At 67.0% G+C, this 18,618-nt stretch carries 19 protein-coding genes; 14 read left to right on the forward strand and 5 right to left on the reverse strand.

The features are described from left to right. The first annotated feature begins 158 nt into the window (after positions 1-158). Together WBN46_RS06940 and WBN46_RS06945 are read left to right on the forward strand one after the other, a co-directional pair. On the forward strand, positions 159-377 hold the full coding sequence (locus WBN46_RS06940) for a DUF6116 family protein (protein ID WP_192201324.1): 219 nt from the start codon (positions 159-161) through the stop codon (positions 375-377). Next, positions 377-1,159, forward strand: coding sequence for a TatD family hydrolase (locus WBN46_RS06945; RefSeq protein WP_337731883.1), 783 nt, complete (start codon positions 377-379; stop codon positions 1,157-1,159). Before WBN46_RS06940 ends, WBN46_RS06945 begins: the two co-directional genes overlap by 1 nt. A 4-nt stretch (positions 1,160-1,163) precedes the next feature. Here the strand turns inward: WBN46_RS06945 and WBN46_RS06950 are convergent, their stop codons facing one another. Together WBN46_RS06950 and WBN46_RS06955 are read right to left on the reverse strand one after the other, a co-directional pair. After that, on the reverse strand, positions 1,164-2,579 hold the full coding sequence (locus WBN46_RS06950; protein ID WP_337730921.1) for a nuclear transport factor 2 family protein: 1,416 nt from the start codon (positions 2,577-2,579) through the stop codon (positions 1,164-1,166). A 107-nt stretch (positions 2,580-2,686) separates the two neighbouring features. Continuing rightward, a complete protein-coding gene (locus WBN46_RS06955) occupies positions 2,687-3,496 on the reverse strand; it encodes a tRNA threonylcarbamoyladenosine dehydratase (protein WP_337730922.1) in 810 nt (269 codons plus the stop codon). Positions 3,497-3,572: 76 nt separating this feature from the next. On the opposite strand from WBN46_RS06955, the gene WBN46_RS06960 reads away from it, so the two are divergent. Continuing rightward, the gene (locus WBN46_RS06960) at positions 3,573-4,013 is read left to right on the forward strand and encodes a cytochrome c (protein ID WP_192201327.1); all 441 of its coding nucleotides are present in this window, start codon (positions 3,573-3,575) and stop codon (positions 4,011-4,013) included. Between the two features lie 141 nt (positions 4,014-4,154). Then, positions 4,155-4,631, forward strand: coding sequence for a glycine zipper 2TM domain-containing protein (locus tag WBN46_RS06965; RefSeq protein ID WP_192201328.1), 477 nt, complete (start codon positions 4,155-4,157; stop codon positions 4,629-4,631). Positions 4,632-4,722: 91 nt separating this feature from the next. Here WBN46_RS06965 and WBN46_RS06970 read toward each other — a convergent pair whose 3' ends face one another. Then, complete coding sequence (locus WBN46_RS06970; RefSeq protein WP_055944114.1) at positions 4,723-4,932, reverse strand: cold-shock protein; 210 nt, start codon at positions 4,930-4,932, stop codon at positions 4,723-4,725. Between the two features lie 229 nt (positions 4,933-5,161). Here WBN46_RS06970 and WBN46_RS06975 point away from each other — a divergent pair, with 229 nt between their 5' ends. From WBN46_RS06975 to WBN46_RS06990, 4 genes are all read left to right on the forward strand, one after another. Further along, the gene (locus WBN46_RS06975; RefSeq protein WP_192201329.1) at positions 5,162-5,647 is read left to right on the forward strand and encodes a DUF456 domain-containing protein; all 486 of its coding nucleotides are present in this window, start codon (positions 5,162-5,164) and stop codon (positions 5,645-5,647) included. 70 nt (positions 5,648-5,717) lie between these two features. Then, complete coding sequence (locus tag WBN46_RS06980; RefSeq protein ID WP_337730923.1) at positions 5,718-6,905, forward strand: phospholipase A; 1,188 nt, start codon at positions 5,718-5,720, stop codon at positions 6,903-6,905. Beyond that, complete coding sequence (gene arsC / locus WBN46_RS06985; RefSeq protein WP_337730924.1) at positions 6,905-7,324, forward strand: arsenate reductase (glutaredoxin); 420 nt, start codon at positions 6,905-6,907, stop codon at positions 7,322-7,324. Before WBN46_RS06980 ends, arsC begins: the two co-directional genes overlap by 1 nt. A gap of 46 nt (positions 7,325-7,370) precedes the next feature. Then, the gene (locus tag WBN46_RS06990; protein ID WP_337730925.1) at positions 7,371-8,480 is read left to right on the forward strand and encodes a sterol desaturase family protein; all 1,110 of its coding nucleotides are present in this window, start codon (positions 7,371-7,373) and stop codon (positions 8,478-8,480) included. Positions 8,481-8,656: 176 nt separating this feature from the next. Here the strand turns inward: WBN46_RS06990 and WBN46_RS06995 are convergent, their stop codons facing one another. Then, a complete protein-coding gene (locus WBN46_RS06995; protein ID WP_337730926.1) occupies positions 8,657-9,292 on the reverse strand; it encodes a glutathione S-transferase family protein in 636 nt (211 codons plus the stop codon). 150 nt (positions 9,293-9,442) lie between these two features. After that, positions 9,443-10,960, reverse strand: a complete 1,518-nt coding sequence (locus WBN46_RS07000) for a fumarate hydratase (protein WP_337730927.1) — start codon at positions 10,958-10,960, stop codon at positions 9,443-9,445. A gap of 114 nt (positions 10,961-11,074) precedes the next feature. On the opposite strand from WBN46_RS07000, the gene WBN46_RS07005 reads away from it, so the two are divergent. The 6 genes from WBN46_RS07005 to WBN46_RS07030 all read left to right on the forward strand — a co-directional run bounded on the left by WBN46_RS07005 (position 11,075) and on the right by WBN46_RS07030 (position 18,614). Continuing rightward, the gene (locus WBN46_RS07005) at positions 11,075-11,962 is read left to right on the forward strand and encodes an RNA polymerase sigma-70 factor (RefSeq protein ID WP_337730928.1); all 888 of its coding nucleotides are present in this window, start codon (positions 11,075-11,077) and stop codon (positions 11,960-11,962) included. Between the two features lie 37 nt (positions 11,963-11,999). After that, entirely contained in the window at positions 12,000-12,446 is a 447-nt protein-coding gene (locus WBN46_RS07010) for a carboxymuconolactone decarboxylase family protein (RefSeq protein ID WP_337730929.1), read from the forward strand. A gap of 65 nt (positions 12,447-12,511) precedes the next feature. Next, positions 12,512-13,156 carry a trimeric intracellular cation channel family protein gene (locus tag WBN46_RS07015; RefSeq protein ID WP_337730930.1) on the forward strand — a complete coding sequence of 215 codons (645 nt, stop codon included), beginning with the start codon at positions 12,512-12,514 and terminating at the stop codon, positions 13,154-13,156. Between the two features lie 108 nt (positions 13,157-13,264). Further along, on the forward strand, positions 13,265-14,350 hold the full coding sequence (locus WBN46_RS07020; RefSeq protein ID WP_337730931.1) for a histidine kinase: 1,086 nt from the start codon (positions 13,265-13,267) through the stop codon (positions 14,348-14,350). A gap of 4 nt (positions 14,351-14,354) precedes the next feature. Next, positions 14,355-15,203 carry a LytTR family DNA-binding domain-containing protein gene (locus WBN46_RS07025; RefSeq protein ID WP_192201339.1) on the forward strand — a complete coding sequence of 283 codons (849 nt, stop codon included), beginning with the start codon at positions 14,355-14,357 and terminating at the stop codon, positions 15,201-15,203. Between the two features lie 315 nt (positions 15,204-15,518). Continuing rightward, positions 15,519-18,614: an efflux RND transporter permease subunit gene (locus WBN46_RS07030; protein WP_337730932.1), complete on the forward strand. Its 3,096-nt coding sequence runs from the start codon at positions 15,519-15,521 to the stop codon at positions 18,612-18,614. The last annotated feature ends 4 nt before the right edge of the window (positions 18,615-18,618 follow it).

Consider the following 18,618-nt stretch of genomic DNA (forward strand, 5'->3'; position numbering starts at 1 on the left):
GGGCCGTGCCCGATTCATATTGGTCATCATTGCACCATTGCCAACCTGAACACAGTCCCCGCTTATGCCCACGAAAACCAACGAAAAGTGAACGCTTCCACCACGCGCCGATCATGCTAGCGTGACGCCCGTTACACACGCCGAGAGCGATCACCGCCATGCCGAATCCCCTGTTGCTGCCTCTGCTCGAGTGGGCGCGAAAGCTGCGTTACCCCACCCTGTTCAAGATCACCGCCGCACTCTTCATGGTCACCCTGGTCCTGCCTGATCCCTTCCCGTTCGTGGATGAAATCCTGTTCGGCCTCGGTACGTTGCTGCTGGCCAACTGGAAGCGGCGCAAGGATCCGCCGCCCACGATAGAGCCCTCGAAGCGCTGATCGAAATGCTGGTCGACAGCCACAGTCATTTCGACGCATCGGAATTCGACCCGGACCGTGACGCGGCGCTGGCGCGCGCGCGCGCGGCGGGCGTCGACCGGCAAGTCGTGCCTGCGGTGGCGGCGGCCAGCTGGCCCAGGCTGCGCGAGGTCTGTGCGCGCGATGGAGGGCTGTTTCCGGCTTATGGGCTCCACCCGATGTACCTGGCCGAGCACCAGCCCGCACATCTGGATGAACTGCGCCAGTGGATCGAGCGCGAAGGCCCCGTGGCTGTCGGCGAATGCGGCCTGGATTTCTTCGTGGAGGGCCTGGATGCGGACGATCAGCAGCACTACTTCGACGGGCAGCTCCAGCTGGCGCGGGAGTTCGATCTGCCGGTGATCGTGCATGCGCGCCGCGCGGTCGATGCGGTGATCGCGTCATTCAAGCGCGTGGGCGGCCTGCGGGGCGTGGTGCACAGCTTTTCAGGCAGTCCGGAACAGGCACGCCAGCTGTGGCACCTGGGTTTCCTGATCGGACTGGGCGGACCGGTCACCTACGAGCGCGCGAATCGCTTGCGTACGCTCGTCCGCTCGATGCCGCTCGATTTCCTGCTGCTGGAAACGGATGCGCCGGACCAGCCCGATGCCGGCATCCGCGGGCAGCGCAACGAACCCGCGCGACTGGCGGTAGTCCGCGACGTCATTGCCGGACTGCGTGATATCGCGCCCGAGGAACTTGCGCGCGCCACCACGCAGAACGCCGAGCGTTTGTTCGGCCTGCCCCCTGTCGTCCGCGACTGAGCTTTCAGCGCACGGCCCGGGCGGGATTAGCCGCCGCGGCGGGAGTTGTTGCGTGATAGGCCTTGACCGCGATCTTCCACGTATCGCCGTAACGCAGCAGCGTCATGTGGTCCAAGGCCTTCATGTCCGGATAGTCCAGTTCGATCACGGCGGTCGCGACGTCACCGGTCACCGTGATCTGGCGGATCCAGCGTTTGCGCATGCCTTCGTCCGCCGGCGCGCGGCCACTGGAAGAGGCCTTGATGTAGTCCTGCGCCGGCCAGTGCCGATACTGGCCATCCTTGTATCCCACCAGCACGGCCTCGTCGGAAAATGCCCGCTGGAAGTGCCGGCGCTGGCCGGTGGCATGGCCATCCAGGTAGGCCTGCAGCGGCAGCCGCACCGCAGCCACATTGTCGCCGCTGGCAATGCCAACATTGTCCGCACCGACCGCCACGACCACCTTGCCGCGGGTGGAACCTGTGCGATTGTGCTGCTGGGCCTGGGCGATCTGGTCCAGCGGATACAGACCATCGACATGGACACCCAACCGGCCTGCCGCAATCAACGGCGCCACTCCGTTCAGCCCTGCCTGCACATCCCACGGCGGCGTCGCGGGACAGACGACGCGACCCGGCACGCACAGCGCAGCGGGCACCTGGCCGACCAGCGTGACCAGCCGTCCTCCCTCGCGCAGCACCCGGGGTGAGCGCGCCAGCGTATCGCCCCCCACGGTGTCGACCACGATGTCGATATCGTGCACCACATTCTCGAAGCGGACGTTGCGATAGTCGATCACGTCATCCGCCCCCAGCATGCGCAGATAATCGTGATTGCGCGCAGATGCGGTCGCGATGACATATGCTCCGCGCGCCTTGGCCAGTTGCACGACCATCGAGCCCACGCCGCCGGCGCCGCCGTGCACCAGGACCCGCTCGCCGGGCCGGACATCTGCTGCGGCGACCAGATAGCGCCACGCGGCGACCGCCACGGTCGGGTACGCGGCGGCCTCCTGCATCGTGAAAGCCGGCGGCGCCGGCACGATGGACGCGACCGGCGCTGACACGTATTCCGCGTAACTGCCGGAACGCTCGCGCGGATCCACGATGCCGGCGACGCGATCACCGCAGGCGAAGGCGGTCACGCCCGGCGCGACCGCCACCACCTCCCCCGCGAAATCGCCACCCGGCGTAGCCGGAAACGGCAGCCGACCCGCTTCCTGCAGTTTCCAGTCGACGGGATTGATGCTCGCGTAGTGCACGCGCACCAGCACATCCCCTGCCTGCAGTACGGGGACAGGCACGCGCTCCACGCGCAACGATTCGGGACCGCCGGCCGCATGGATGCGCGCAGCGCGCATCGCGTCGGGAACGACCGGACAGGCATGGGCGGCTGCGGCGAAAAGCGGCAGCCCGATCAGCAGCAGGGCACGGATATGCATGGCCGATGTGGTAACGGAAGGGGCCGCACTATCCCTCTGCCCCATTGTCCTGCACAGGGGGCGTGCGCCGAAGCGCCGCGCCCATGCGCCAAGGCGAGTCACGTGACTCAGTCGCTACCGGGCATGACCTTGCGCGGCTTGGCCAGCAGCTCCAGCGCCTTGCCCACCATCGCGAACGCGAACGCACCGGTGATGTGGGTGGCGGCACCCAGGCCCACACCGCAGTCCAGCTTGAGCGCGGCATCCGCGCCCAGTTGAGGGCGCAGGCCGCAGACGGAGCCGTCGGCCTGCGGATACTTGACGTTCTCCAGCGAATACACCGCCTGCACGCCGAAGTAGCGATCGCGGTTCTTCGGGAAGTTGAACTCCGCACGGAGCTTCTTGCGCACGAGTGCGAGCAGCGCATCGTGTTCGGTACGCGACAGGTCGCGCAGACGGATCTGGGTGGGATCGGTACGCCCGCCCGCCGATCCGGAAACCACGATGGGCAGCTTGCGGCGGCGGCACCACGCGATCATCTCCACCTTCACCCGGAAACTGTCGCAGGCATCGAGCACCAGATCGAACCCCCGGCCCAGCAATTCGGCCATGTTGGACGCGGTCAGGAACTGCGGCACGACGTCCACGTCGATCAGTGGATTGATCGCGCGGCAGCGTTCCGCCATCGCCTCTGCCTTGTTGCGACCGTACTGGCCCTCCAATGCCGGCAACTGCCGGTTGGTGTTCGACACGCAGATGTCGTCCGCGTCGATCAACGTCAGATGACCCACGCCCGAGCGCGCCAGCGCTTCCACCACCCACGAGCCCACGCCGCCCATGCCGACCACCGCCACGCGCGCAGCGGCATGGCGCGTCACCGCCCCCACGCCGTACAGCCGGTCGATGCCGCCGAAGCGGTCCTTGAGTTCTTTCTTCATGTCACTAGTTTAAAGCGTGGCGCGAACCGTGACGCGCGTCGTACCATCGCGGCGTCAACCACATGGAGCCCGCCGCATGGCCAGCCAGCCCGAGATCAAGAAGCCTTCCGCCGCCTCACGTTACCTGTTCCTGTTCCTGATCGGCCTGGTGGTGGGCGCCGTCTGCACGGTGATGGCGATGCGAGCGTTGCAGGCACGACAGGATCCATTCCCGCACGCGGTGATGCACGTGATGGCCAAGCACTCCGGGCAGTTGTCGGACAAGGTGAAGCAGAATCGTTGCGCCGCGACCGACACGATTCCGCACGTGCGCACGCTCCGGGCGATCGCCAATGACCTGGAGGTCGCTTTCCCGGACCTGGCCGACGACTCGCGCTTCAAGACCCACACCAGCCAGTTCCGGGCAGACCTCGACGCCGCCTTGAGTGCACCGCCGACCGATTGCGTCGCCGCCGGCGCAGTGGTGGAGAAGATCGGTACGGATTGCAAGGCGTGCCACCAGGACTTCCGCGGCTGACCGACGGCCGGCGTCTGAATCGCAACTGACATCCGGGCCGCTCATGCGGCCCGATTCTCATCATGTTCACGCGTTGCTGTGGAGCATGGTCATCTAACGGTTCCATCACCACGCGGGGCCGGCCATCCACAGGAGATTCCCATGAACATGCGCCTGCTCGTCATAGGCTTGACCGCCACCGTCGCGCTCGCCGGCTGCGCCAGCACTTCGCCGGGCTACGGCAGCGGTTATGGTGGTGGCTACAGCAACACGGCCCCCGCCAACCGGTACTGCGCGGACTGCGGCATCGTCGAACGCATCGATGTCGTGTCGTCGGGCCGCAGCGCACCGTCCGCCACCGGCGCGGTACTGGGCGGTATCGTCGGTGCGGTCGCCGGCCGCCAGATTTCCGATCGCACCGGCGGTAGCGAAGGCAACAAGAATGTGTCCACCGTGGCGGGCGCCGTCGCGGGCGCGGCCGCAGGCAATGCGATCCAGAACCGCACCACCGGCGAAACCTACAACGTGACCGTGCGGATGGATGACGGTCGCCGCGTGACCATCAGCCAGCGCGACCTGGGCGGCATCCGCGAGAACACCTACGTGCGTGTCCAGAACGGTCGCGTGGTGCTGCGCTGATCGCGACCCCGACCCAAGGCAAAGAAAAAGCCCGGCATCAGCCGGGCTTTTTCTTGCGGAGCACGCGCCGAGGCGCGGTTCGGCGGTCAGGTCAGACGGGCTGCACGGCGTCCGCCTGCAGGCCCTTCTGGCCCTGCACGACGGTGAAGCTGACCTTCTGTCCTTCCTTCAGGCTCTTGAAGCCCTGGGTCTGGATGGCGCGGAAGTGCACGAACACGTCTTCGCCATTCTCGCGGCTGATGAAGCCGAAGCCCTTGGCATCGTTGAACCATTTCACGGTTCCGGTTTCACGATCAGACATCTACTTGCTCCTTGAAACGGGTGGTGGATACGCCTGCTGGGCGGCTGGTTGCAAGGAGGAAGCGAGGTACAAGGATGCAGCGGATCATGGATCTACCCCATCAGGCCACGATTCACGGTGACCTTGGCAACGGCAGCGGCCGCACAGTAACCCGGCATTTGGCAAAATGCAAACGCTTGAACGAGAAAGTCAACCCCCTTCCAACCCCTTGATTCACTAGGAGAATTGTTTGGATATCCAGATGCTCTACTACGCCCTGGCCGTGGTGCTGATCCTGGTGGGCATCGCGGGGGTGATCCTGCCCGCCCTGCCCGGCCTGCCCCTGGTCTTCGGCGGCATGCTGCTGGCTGCCTGGGCAGGCGATTTCCAGCAGATCGGCTGGGTCACGCTGGTGGTGCTGGGCCTGCTGACCGCGCTGTCCTTTGCGGTCGACATCTTCTCCACCGCGATCGGCGCCCAACGTGTCGGCGCCAGTCGCAAGGCATTGCTGGGAACCGTGCTGGGCACGTTTGCCGGCCTGTTCTTCATGCCTATCGGCCTGCTTGCAGGCCCCTTCGTCGGCGCGCTGCTGGGCGAACTGTGGCATGGCCGTGAATTCCGCCAGGCCACCAAGGTGGGCCTGGGCACCTGGCTGGGCATCCTCCTGGGCGTGGTGCTCAAGCTGGGTCTGGCATTCGCCATGCTGGGGCTGTTCGTGTTCGCCTGGATCTTCTGAAGGCCGCATCGCGCGTGTCATCCACGCCGGCTGGCAGAATGTCGCCGCCCCCCACCCTTCGAGTCCCTGCATGACGCACCCCACCCGTCTTCTGCCCCTGGTAATCGGAGTTACCTTTGCACTGACCGCGCAGGCCCAGGACGGCTCCCAGGCCGGCACGTCCGCCGAGGCATGCTTCTCGCTCGAGAACGACGCTGCACGCCTGGCGTGCTATGACGCTGCGCTCGGTCGCACCGCGGCCGACACCCGCCAGGCCGACGAACAGGCGCTGGCTGCCAGGGAAGCCGAAATCCAGGCGCGTGCGCAGGCCCGTGCCGAAGCCAAGGCCGCCGCCGACATGGAGACCGGCCAGGATCTGCCCCTAAGCCAGCGCACACGCCGCCGCCTGGGCGCATGGTTCCGCACGGACGATCCGGCCGACGCCGACCTGATCGCCAATGCGGGTCGCGGCTCGCTGCTGGACAGCCGCTGGGAACTGGCCAAGGACTCCAAGCTGGGTGTCTTCCAGCTGCGCGCCTACAAGCCCATGTACCTGCTGCCCGCGTTCTGGACCAGCCAGGTCAACGAGACGCCCTCCTCTCCCAACCCGGACAACACGGTCACCGAACCGCAGGACCTGCAGGACATCGAGGCGAAGTTCCAGCTGAGCTTCAAGACCAAGTTCGCGGAAAACCTGTTCGGCGACAACGGCGACATCTGGGGCGCCTATACCCAGAGCTCGCGTTGGCAGGTCTACAACGGCGACGAGTCGCGCCCGTTCCGCGAGACCAACTACGAGCCTGAAGTGATGCTGGTGTTCCGCAACAACTACAGCATCGCCGGCTGGAAAGGCCGCATGGCCGGGATTGCGCTCAACCATCAGTCCAACGGGCGCAGTGATCCGCTGTCGCGCAGTTGGAACCGCGTCATCGCCACCATCGGCCTGGACCGCGAGAACTGGGCGCTGGTGCTGCGGCCGTGGTACCGCGTGCCGGACGGCAACGACGACGACAACCCCGACATCGAGAACTACATCGGCCGTGGCGATGCGATGCTCACCTATGCGCGCAACGGCCATGTGTTCACGGTGCTGGGCCGGCATTCCCTGCGCGGCGGCGACGACTCGCATGGTGCCCTGCAGGTGGACTACGGGTTCCCGATCAACCGGAGCTTCCGTGCGCACGTGCAGCTGTTCCATGGCTACGGCGAGAGCCTGATCGACTACAACCACAAGGCCACCTACGTGGGCCTGGGCATTTCGCTGCTGGACTGGTACTGATGGACACCGTGACGATCTACCACAACCCCGCCTGCGGCACGTCGCGCAACACCCTTGGACTGATCCGCAATGCCGGCATCGAGCCGCAGATCATCGAGTACCTGCGGACCCCGCCGGATCGCGCCACCCTGCTGTCGCTGATCGCCGCGATGCAGGTACCGGTCCGCGACGTGGTGCGCGCCAAGGAACCCCTGTACGCGGACCTCGGCCTGGCGGAGGCCGGCGACGACACGCTCCTTGACGCGATGCTGGCCCATCCGGTGCTCATCAACCGGCCGATCGTGGCCACGGCGAGGGGAACCGCGCTCTGCCGGCCATCGGAGCGTGTGCTGGACATCCTCCCACGACCGCAACAGGGTGCCTTCGCGAAGGAGGATGGAGAACGCGTGGTGGATGCGGCCGGAAATCGCATCGTCTGACGTAAAATCTGGCGCAGGAAGCCACTCGACCTGCCAAGGAAGCACCATGCCCCGCCCGCGCCGTTCGTTCTTCGCCTACGCCTCCGCCCTGCTCGGACTGCTCAGCCTGATGGCGGTGCTCTGCTTCCACCATCCCGAACTACTGACCAGCAGGGAATTCCGCGCGGTCTACAACGAGCAGTTCGCGCGCCACCTGTTGCTGGTCGGCCTGGCAGCGGCCTTCGGCATGGGCACGCTGGCCATCCTGCGCGACCGCAACAAGCGCATCGCTCTGGTCGGCGTGGGTGGCGCCACGCTCGCCGTGCTGCTCGGCGGCACCAACGTGCAGTTCGATGCCATCGGCAAGACCCCGTACTCGCTGGGACTGGACTGGTTCGTGATCTCGCTGTTCTTCTCGGCGCTGGTGTTCGTGCCGCTGGAGCACTACCTGGGCAAGCGCCGTATTTCCCCTCTGCGACCCGGCTGGCGCACGGACGTGGGCTACTTCTTCATGAGCCACGTGCTGGTGCAGTTCATCCTGATCCTGGTGACGGCATCCACCTCGACCATCGCCGGGCTGGCGGCCTTCCCGGTACTGAAGGACGCCATCCAGTCGTTGCCCGTGTGGGCGCAGTTCCTGATCGCGGTGTTCGTGGCCGATCTGGCCCAGGCGCTGCTGCACCGTGCGTACCACAACATCCCGTGGCTCTGGCGCTTCCATGCCGTCCATCACTCCAGCCGCGAGATGGACTGGCTGGCAGGTTCGCGCATCCACTTCGTCGAGATCGTCCTGACCCGCAGTGCGGTGCTGCTGCCACTGCTGATCCTCGGCTTCTCGGCACCGGCGGTGAACGCCTACGTGATCCTGGTCGGCCTGCAAGCCGTGCTGGCACATGCCAACCTCGGCATCCGCTTCGGCGTGCTGGAGTACCTGCTGGTGCTGCCGCGCTACCACCACTGGCACCACGCGCGGCACAAGGACTACCTGGACGTGAACTACGCCATCCACCTGCCGCTGGTGGACATGCTGATGGGCACGTTCAAGCTGCCGCCGAAGCAGGAAGACTGGCCCGAGGAGTACGGCGTGATGAAACTGGAGACGGTGCCGCGCGGCATCCTGCGCCAGCACCTCATGCCGTTCCAGGGCGGACGGAAGTTCGACGAGTACGTGGACTGAGTGTCCGCTGTTGCCTGCTGTAGGAGCGACGTAAGTCGCGACCGCGCGCCACGACGGGCAGGAACGCTGCTCCAAGCGATGTATCCGAGGCGCGCGCCATTCGTGGCCACGGCTTCACGCTACTTCCCGATCCACGGTCGCGACTTACGTCGCTCCTGCATTGGATCAGGTGCCGGTCACGTCCAGTCGGTCAGCCCTTCCCGTGCATAGACTTCCCTGAAGCTCGGCAGCGCTTTCATGCGCTGCGCGTAGGCGTGCAGCACGGGCCAGGTATCGGTCGGCCTGGGCATGTTGCGCGACCAGCGCATCAGCATGGTCAGCAGGAAGTCGGCCGCGCTGCGCTGTGCACCCAGCAGGTAGGGGCCATGCGTCTCCAGATGGTCGGCAACCTGACCCCAGGCCTTTTCCAGCTTCGCCCGGGCGTGCTGCTGCGTGGCCTGGATGTTGGCCTCGCCTGCGATCTCATCCGAGTAGAACCACGCGCGGTACGCCGGCATCAGCGTATTGGCGCAGAACAGCATCCAGCGGTAGTACTGCGCGCGCTGCATGCTGGCGATCGCCGGCGCGAGCTCCGCGCGCGGGTGCGTGTCGGCGAGATGCATCAGGATCGCAGCGGTCTCGGTGATCACCTGCCCGTCCATCACCAGCGTGGGCACCACGCCGGCGGGATTGAGCTTCAGGTAGTCGTCGGATTTCTGGTCGCGCTTGTCGAAGTCCAGCTCATGAAGCTCATGCGGGATGCCCAGCTCGATCAGCAGCCAGTGCACGACCAGGCTGGCGGTGCTGCGGGAGTAGTAGAGCTTCGTCGACATGCAAGGACTCCAGGAATTGAAAGCCCCTCTCCCGTCGGGAGAGGGGTTCGGGTGAGGGCGACGAAAGTCCGAATGATTCGAGCATCCTGACTCCGCTCTTCCCTCATCCGCCCTTCGGGCACCTTCTCCCGAGGGGAGAAGGGACCACCGCTACGCCACCACCACTGGAATCTTCCCGATCCGCGCCTGCCATTCCTTCGGCCCGGTCTGGTGCACCGAAGTGCCTTGCGAATCGACGGCGACCGTCACCGGCATGTCCTGCACGGTGAACTCGTAGATCGCTTCCATGCCTAGGTCGGCGAAGCCGACGACCTTGGCCGCCTTGATCGCCTTCGAAACGAGGTACGCCGCGCCGCCGACCGCCATCAGGTAGGCCGACTGGTGCTTCTTGATCGCCTCGATCGCGGCCGGGCCGCGTTCGGCCTTGCCGACCATGCCCAGCAGGCCGGTCTGCGCCAGCACCTGTTCGGTGAACTTGTCCATGCGGGTGGCGGTGGTCGGGCCGGCCGGGCCGACGACCTCGTCGCGCACCGGATCGACCGGGCCGACGTAATAGATGAAGCGTCCCTTCAGATCGACCGGCAGGGCCTCGCCCTTGTTGAGCATGTCGACCATGCGCTTGTGCGCGGCATCGCGGCCGGTCAGCAGCTTGCCGTTGAGCAGCAGCACTTCGCCGGGCTTCCAACTGGCCACGTCCTCGCGGGTCAGCGTGTCGAGATCGACGCGACGGCCCTTGGAGGCGTCATACGTCAGCTCCGGCCAGTCTTCCAGCGAGGGCGGGTCCAGCATCACCGGGCCGCTGCCATCGAGCGTGAAATGCGCGTGGCGGGTGGCGGCGCAGTTCGGGATCAGCGCGATCGGCAGATTGGCCGCGTGGGTCGGGTAGTCCTTGACCTTGATGTCGAGCACGGTGGTCAGGCCACCCAGCCCCTGCGCGCCGATGCCGAGCGCATTGACCTTCTCGTACAGCTCCAGCCGCAGTTCCTCGGCACGGTTGGATGGACCTCGCGCCTGCAAGTCGGTGATGTCGATCGGCTCCATTAGCGACTCCTTCGCCAGCAGCATCGCCTTCTCGGCGGTGCCGCCGATGCCGATGCCGAGCATGCCCGGCGGACACCAGCCGGCGCCCATCGTCGGCACGGTCTTCAGCACCCAGTCGACGATGGAATCGGACGGATTGAGCATCGCGAACTTCGACTTCGCTTCCGAGCCGCCACCCTTCGCGGCGACGATCACATCGACCGTGTTGCCCGGCACGACCTTGACGTTGACCACGCCCGGCGTGTTGTCCTTCGTGTTGGTGCGCTTGCCGGCCGGGTCGGCGAGCACGCTGGCGCGCAGCTTGTTGTCGGGGTGGTTGTAGGCGCGGCGCACGCCTTCGTGGACCATGTCCTCCACACCCATCGTGGCGTCGTCCCAGCGCACGTCCATGCCGATCTCGAGGAACACGGTGACGATGCCGGTGTCCTGGCAGATCGGGCGGTGGCCCTCGGCGCACATGCGCGAGTTGATCAGGATCTGCGCGATGGCGTCCTTCGCGGCCGGCGACTCTTCGCGCTCGTAGGCGGCGGCGAGGTTCTTGATGTAGTCGACCGGGTGGTAATAGCTGATGTACTGCAGTCCATCGGCGATGGACTGGATGAGGTCTTCCTGCTTGATCGAGGTCATGGGGCGGGCAAAGCCGGGGCTGCCGGTGGGTAGCGGGCGGAAGCGCCCATTTTAGGCCAAAGTGACACGTTGCCCGCCTGTCACAGCCAGGCACCCTGCCCCGTCTTTGGTCGCATGAACGCCGAAAACACCTTCGAAGCCCACCGTTCCCGCCTGTTCGGCCTGTCGTACCGCCTGCTGGGCAGCCGCAGCGATGCCGAGGACGTGGTCCAGGACACCTGGCTGCGCTGGCAGCAGGTCGACAGGACCGGCATCCGCGACCCCGAAGCCTGGCTGGTCACCGCAGCCACCCGGCTGGGCATCGACCGGCTGCGCGCCGCTCGGGTGCAGCGCGAGCATTACCCCGGCCCCTGGCTGCCCGCCCCGTCGGAGATCGACGAATCCCCGACCCCCGAGCATTCGGCCGAGGTCACCGAGCAGGTTTCGCTGGCCTTCCTCGCCGTACTGGAACGGCTGGGCCCGGAGGAGCGCGCGGCCTTCCTGCTGAAGGAGGCCTTCGACTACGACTACGCGCAGATCGCGCCGCTGCTGGGCCAGAGCGAGGCGAATTGCCGGCAGATGGTCCATCGCGCCCGCGAGCGCGTGCAGGCCGGTCGTCCCCGCTTCGATGTGGCGCCCGAACACCATCGCCATCTGCTGGAGCGCTTCATGCGCGCGGCGCAGCGCGGCGACCAGCCCGCGATCACCGCCCTGTTGAGCGAAGACGCGCGCCTGGTGTCCGATGGCGGCGGCAAGGCGGTGGCCGTGATCCGTCCGCTGCTGGGGGCGGCGCGCATCGCGCGGTTGTTCTGGGCGGTCTACCGGCGGCACGATCCAGCCATCGCCTGGCGCATGGGCACGGTCAATGGCGAACCCGCCATCCTGCGCTACCGCGACGGCATCCTGGCAGCGGTGATGGTGGCCGTGAGCGATGGCGAACGCATCAGCGAACTGTTCACCGTCGCCAATCCGGACAAGTTGGGCACGGCTGTCACGGCGAAGGACGGTGGCGCGTCCTGGTAGTGAAGGCGGCCACCGTGGCCGTCACGGAAGCACTGCCATGACCAAGAAGTTCCATCGCGTCGAGTATCCCAAGCACGTTCCCGAGGCGTTCCGCGGCCTCTACGCCGCAAGCACCGCGCTCCACAACGGTGCGCTGGGCAAGGAGTTCCTCGAACTCATCTTCCTGCGCGTCTCGCAGATCAACGGCTGTGCGTTCTGCCTGGACATGCATGCCAGCGCGTTGCGCAAGGCGGGCGTGGAGCCACGCAAGATCGACACCGTCGCCGGCTGGCGCGACAGCCGCTTCTTCGATGCCCGCGAAAGCGCGGCGCTGGCGTGGGCCGAGCAGTTGACCACCCTGCCGACGGGTGCCCCCGCTGAGGCCACGTACGAGACATTGAAGGAACACTTCGACGAGCACGGCATCGCCGAGCTGACCATGGCCGTGGCCACCATCAACGCCTGGAACCGGCTGGGCGTGGGCATGCAGCCGATCCTGCCCTGATCCGAAGTGGCGTCGCGGGGCGGTGCATGCTCGCCCCGCACGCACCACGGCGGCACAATGGCGGCATGGAAGCCCTGGTCCTCATCCTCGATCTGGTCGGCACCTTCGTGTTCGCGCTGAGTGGCGCGACCATGGGGGTGCGCCGTCGCCTGGACATCTTCGGCGTGCTGGTGCTGTCCTTCGCGGCCGCCACCGCCGGCGGCATCATGCGCGACCTGCTGATTGGCGCCACGCCACCGGCCGCGCTCAGCGACTGGCGCTATCCGGTGACCTCGCTGGCAGCCGGCATCGTGACCTTCTTCCGCGCACCGCTGATCGAGAAACTCCACCATCCCGTACGCATGTTCGACGCGATGGGGCTGGCGCTGTTTGCCGTGGCTGGCACCCAGAAGGCGCTGGAATACGGCCTGTCCCCGCCCATGGCGGCGGCGATGGGCATGCTGACCGGCATCGGCGGCGGCATCCTGCGTGACTTGCTGCTGGCGCAGGTGCCGCTGGTGCTGCAGGCCGAGCTGTACGCGGTGGCGGCGCTGGCCGGCGCGCTCATCGTGGCAACGGGGCACTGGCTCGCCCTGCCTGCGGTGCCCTGCGCCCTCGTCGGCGCCGGGGTGTGCTTCGGCCTGCGCATGATGGCGGTGACCTATGGCTGGCACCTGCCGGTGGCGCTGCAGTCCGGTGGCGATGGCGAGCCGCCCGGTCCGCTGAAGTAGCGCAATGCCGGCCGCCTTGCGCCCAAACGTGGCACGGCGCCGACGAACCGTGCGGACCGCCGCGCCCGGTGGCGTTAGCATGGCGCCATCTGCGTCCTGATCGACACCATGGCCATCGCCACCTCCCATCCGCTGGACCTGCCCCGCCAGCGCGTCTTCTGGCTTCTGCACCTGTCGGGCTGGGGCGCCTACTTCGCGCAGGGCTGCCTGTATGCCGTCGCCCACGGCAAGCCGTCCGGCTACTGGGTGGTGCCCGCGACCGCCGCCACCATGGGCGCACTGGTCACGCTGGGCCTGCGCTTCCTGCTGAGGACCTACTGGAGCCTGCCGCCCCGCCAGCTGCTGGCATTGATGATTCCGGTGGTCCTGGCCAGCTCGGCGTTGATCGATTTCGTCACCCGTGAAGTCCTGGTCGACTTCTGCGAGACCTGCAAGCCGACCACCCGCCTGGAGTTCATCGCCTATTCGCTCGGCTACATCTATGTGGTGCTGGCGTGGGTCGGCGCGTACATGGGCATCAAGTACTACCAGCAACTGCAGGGCGAAACCGAGCGCACGCTGGCCGCACGCAGCATGGCGCACCAGGCGCAGTTGAAAATGCTGCGCTACCAGCTCAACCCGCACTTCCTGTTCAACACGCTCAACGCGATCTCCACGCTGATCCTGGACCGCGACAATGCCACCGCCAACCGCATGGTGCAGGGCCTGTCGTCGTTCCTCCGGCACTCGCTGGACAACGACCCGATGCAGCGCGTCACGCTGCGTCAGGAACTCGATGCGCTGACGCTGTACCTGGACATCGAGAAAATCCGCTTCGCCGAACGGTTGCGCATCGAGACCGATATCGACGAGGACTGTTGGCGTGCGCTGCTGCCCAGCCTGTTGCTGCAACCGCTGGTGGAGAACGCCATCAAGTACGCCGTGGCCAAGCAAGTCGCAGGTGGCCTGTTGCGCATTGAAGCCGAGCGGGACGGCGCGCAACTGGTGCTGCGCGTCACCGATGACGGGCCCGGCTGCGGGAGCCTGGAAGGCGACGAATTGCCGCCCGGCAAGGGCGTGGGCCTGCGCAATACGCGCGAACGCCTGAGCGTGCTGTACGGCGGGTCCGGTGGTTTCTCCGTACGCAATCTGGAGCGCGGCATCGAAGTCACTCTGCGCCTGCCGTTCGAAACCTCGCAGACGCTGGCGGACTGAGCCGATGGACCACGCCACCTCACTGCCCCGCCCGGCACGATTGCGCGCCTTCATCGTCGACGACGAACCACTGGCGCGGCGCGGGCTGGAAATCCGCCTGGCCGCGCATGCCGACATCGACATCGTCGGCCAGTATGGCGATGGCGCATCGGCCATCGCCGGTCTGCGCGAACACCGACCGGACCTGGTGTTCCTCGATGTGCAGATGCCGGGGATGGACGGCTTCCAGACACTGCGCGCGATTCCCGCCAGCGAGATGCCGCTGGTGGTGTTCGTCACCGCCTACGACCATTACGCCATCCGTGCCTTCGAGGCCTCCGCCACCGACTATCTGCTCAAGCCTGTGGACGATTCACGGCTGGCGCAGGCCCTGTCGCGCGTGCGCCAGGCGCGCGCGCAGCGCGAGGCCAGCGGCCATTGCGCCACCCTGCTCGGCCTGTTGGGCGAACTGAGCGGCCGTCCCCCCCTGCACCTGGACGACGCCCTCAAGCCCGATGCGCTGGATCTGCTGCGGCGCGAGGAAAAGCTCGCGATCCGCGATGGCGGCCGCACCGTGCGCGTGGACCTGCACAGCATCCGCTGGATCGATGCCGCGGGCGACTACATGTGCATCCACGTGGATGGCGAAGGCCAGACCGGCACGACCCTGATCCTGCGCGCCACCATGCGCGAGCTCGAGAAGCAGCTGGATCCGCAGCGCTTCCCGCGCATCCACCGCTCCACCATCGTCAACGCGCGGCGGGTGGTGGAGATGCGGCCGCATACCAACGGGGAAAGCTTCCTGCGGCTGGACTGCGGCCAGGAACTGAAACTGTCGCGCAGCCATCGCGACAAGCTGGCGGTGTTGCTGTAACCCGTTCTTCTGCAGGATCGACGTGAGTCGCGACCGCACGGCTGCCACTGCGATGGCGCGTGACGCGCGAATCGATCTCGACATGCCGACATCGCGCCCTCTGTCGAGGCGCGGCGAAATCCGACGCGTGCGGTCGCGACTCACGTCGCTCCTACATCAGTGCCAACCCGGCGTAACGTGGATTCTCGATCTTCGGTTCATCGCGCCCGCTCCACCACTTGCCGCAATACGGCACATGACATGACTTCCGGGCCATAACCATCACGGAAGACGCGCGCATCGTGCGCTCCGCCGAGACCAGAGCGGACCTGTACGATGAAACTCACCGAAGCCTCCCTGCGCAATCCCGCTGCCGTCGCGGTGGTCGTCGCCATGGTCTGTGCCTTCGGCCTGATGAGCCTGATGAAGCTGCCACTGCAGCTGTTCCCCGACATCGAGCGGCCGCAGATGTCGATCCAGACCGGCTGGCGCGCGGCATCGCCGCAGGAGATGGAGTCGGAGATCGTCGAACCCATCGAAGCCGTGATGCAGGGCCTGCCCGGGCTGGAGGAAATCTCCTCCAACGTCAACGCGGGCAACAGCTTCATCAACCTCACCTTCGCCGTCGGCAGCGACATGGACGCGATGCTGGTGGAGGTGCTGTCGCGCATGAACCGGCTGCAGCCGCTGCCGCGTGATGCGACACCGCCCGTGGTGCAGGCGGGCGCCGACAATGCCAACAACTCGCTCACCTATTTCTTCGTGCAGAAGCTGCCGGGCACGCGCGGCGACATCCTCGACTACCGGCAGATGATCGAGGATCGCATCGTCCCGCGCATCTCCGCGGTGCAAGGGGTGGCCGGCGTCGAGATCAACGGTGGCGCCGAGGAAGAACTGACCATCACCCTCAATCTGGAACGTGCCGCCGCGCTGGGCATCCAGATTCCCGAGGTCGCCGCCGTCGCGGCACGCGCCACCGATGTGTCCGGCGGCGTGGTAGAAGCCGGGCGGCGCGAGTACGTGCTGCGTTTCGCCGGGCGCTATTCGCCCGAGGCCCTGGGCGAGCTGATCCTGGCCTGGCGCGATGGCCGGCCGGTACGGCTTGGCGATGTCGCACGCGTCGAAGTGAAACGGCCGGAGCAGCGCTTCTTCGCCTACCAGAACGGAAACCCCGCCATCGGGCTGCGCATCCTGCGCGAGAACGGGGCCAACGTGCTGGACACGCTGGATGAAGTGAAGCGCGTCGTGGCGGACGTTCGCGAACGGGAACTGAAGCCGCTCGGGCTGGAGATCGCGCAGAGCTTCGATGCCTCGGTATTCATCAACCGCGCACTCGGCCTGCTGTCGGGCAGCCTCACCGTCGGCGTGCTGCTCGCGGTCGGCTGCCTGTGGTGGTTCCTGCGCGACGTGCGTGCCACCGCACTGATCGCGTGCGCCATTCCCATCTCGTTGCTGGCCACCTTCATCGTGCTGCAGCTCACCGGCCGCAGCCTCAACGTCATCTCGCTGGCGGGGCTCGCGTTCGCGGTCGGCATGGTGATGGATGCCGCCGTGGTCGTCGCGGAGAACATCGTGCGGCTGCGCGAGGAAGGCATGCCGGCAGCGCGCGCCGCCCTGGAGGGCACGCGCCAGGTGGGCGGCGCGCTGGTTGCGTCCACGCTCACCACCGTGGCCGTGTTCCTGCCGGTGATCTTCATGGATGACGTGGAAGGCCAGCTGTTCGCCGATCTGGCGCTGACCATCTCCATCGCGGTGGGGATCTCGCTGCTGATCGCCGTCACCGTGCTGCCCGCCGCCGCCGGCAGCTGGCTGCGCACGCGTCCCGGCGATGCCACGCAGCACCGTGCCTGGTCGCGCGTCAGCGACTGGGCGCTGCGTGTCACCGAGGGTCGCCCGCGTCAGCTTGCGTGGGTCGGCGCACTGGTGCTCGCGCCCGTGCTGCTGGCGACGCTGCTGATGCCGCAGATCGACTACCTGCCGCCGGTGAAGCGTGCTGCGGTGGATGCCTTCTTCAACTTCCCGCCCGGCATGAGCCCGGAACGCGTGAACCGCGAGATCGCCCCCGTGGTGCTCGAGCGCATGCGCCCGTACATGGAGGGCGAAAAGGGGCCGCAGCTGAGCAATTGGTACCTCAACCTGTGGCCGGGTGGTGGTTCGCTCGGCGCGCGCGTGGTCGATCCCGCCGATATCGGCGAGCTGGAACGCATCGTGCGCGACGAGATCGTCGTCGGCTTTCCGGACACGCGCGCCTTCGCCAGCGAAGGCGAACTGTTCGGCAGCTTCGGCGGATCGGCACGCGCCATCGCCATCCACCTGCAGCACAGCGATGGCGACGCACTGGCCCGGGCGGCGGAAGCAGGACGCAAGCTGCTGTCGGAGCGCTTCGCCGGCGCCAACGTGCAGGCGTGGCCCAGTGCCGATGCCGGCACGCCGGAACTGCGGGTGAATCCGAACGACCGCCGCCTGGCAGAAGCGGGCTGGCGGCGGCCCGAGCTGGGCACCGTCGTACGTGCGCTGGGTGATGGCCAGTGGCTGGGCGAGCATTTCGACGGCGACCGACGGCTCGCCATCATCCTGCGCAGCGACCGCGCCGACGATGTCGAACGGCTGGGCGCCGCACCCCTGGCGACACCCCAGGGCGGCGTACTGAGCCTGGCCGAACTCGCACAGGTGGAAACGGTGCTCGCACCCAACCAGTTGCGCCGCATCGACCGTCGCCGCACGGTGACGCTGACCGTCGATCCCCCGGCCGCGATGTCGCTGGAAGAAGCGCTGGACATCGTCAATGACGAGATCGTGCCTGCGTTGCGCGATGGACTGCCCCCCGATGCCGCCATCCGGATTTCCGGCAGTGCCGACCGGCTCGGCGAAGTGGTGCGCAGCATGGGCACGAACTTCGTGATCGCGCTGGTGGTGCTGTTCATGCTGATGGCGGCGATGTTCAAGTCGTTGCGCGACAGCGCTTTCGTCATGGCGACCCTGCCGATGGCGGTGCTCGGTGGCGTGCTGGGCCTGCGCGTGCTCGACGTGGCGGCCGGACAGACCCTGGACCTGCTGTCGATGATCGGCTTCATCATGCTGCTGGGCATGGTGATCAACAACGCCATCCTGCTGGTGGCGCAGGCGCGCGAGGCCCAGGCGGGCGGCGCATCACTGGACGAAGCGCTGAAACAGGCCCTGGACCAACGCCTGCGACCGATCCTGATCGCGGCGCTGACCGGTGTACTGGGCGCATTGCCGATGGCGATCAATCCCGGCCCCGGCGCGGTGATCTACCGCGGCCTTGCGGCGGTCTCGGTGGGCGGCGTGGCGCTGAGCCTGCTGTTCACCGTGGTGCTGGTGCCCGCCCTGCTGCGGCTGGCTGGCACACGCGCTGCCCGCGCGGATGTGCGCGACACCCCCGCCACGCCGCTTCCGTCCCCTGCAACCTGATCCC

The organism is Pseudoxanthomonas sp. CCNWLW251 (assembly GCF_037402255.1).
In the GTDB taxonomy this organism is placed as follows: Bacteria; Pseudomonadota; Gammaproteobacteria; order Xanthomonadales; family Xanthomonadaceae; genus Pseudoxanthomonas_A.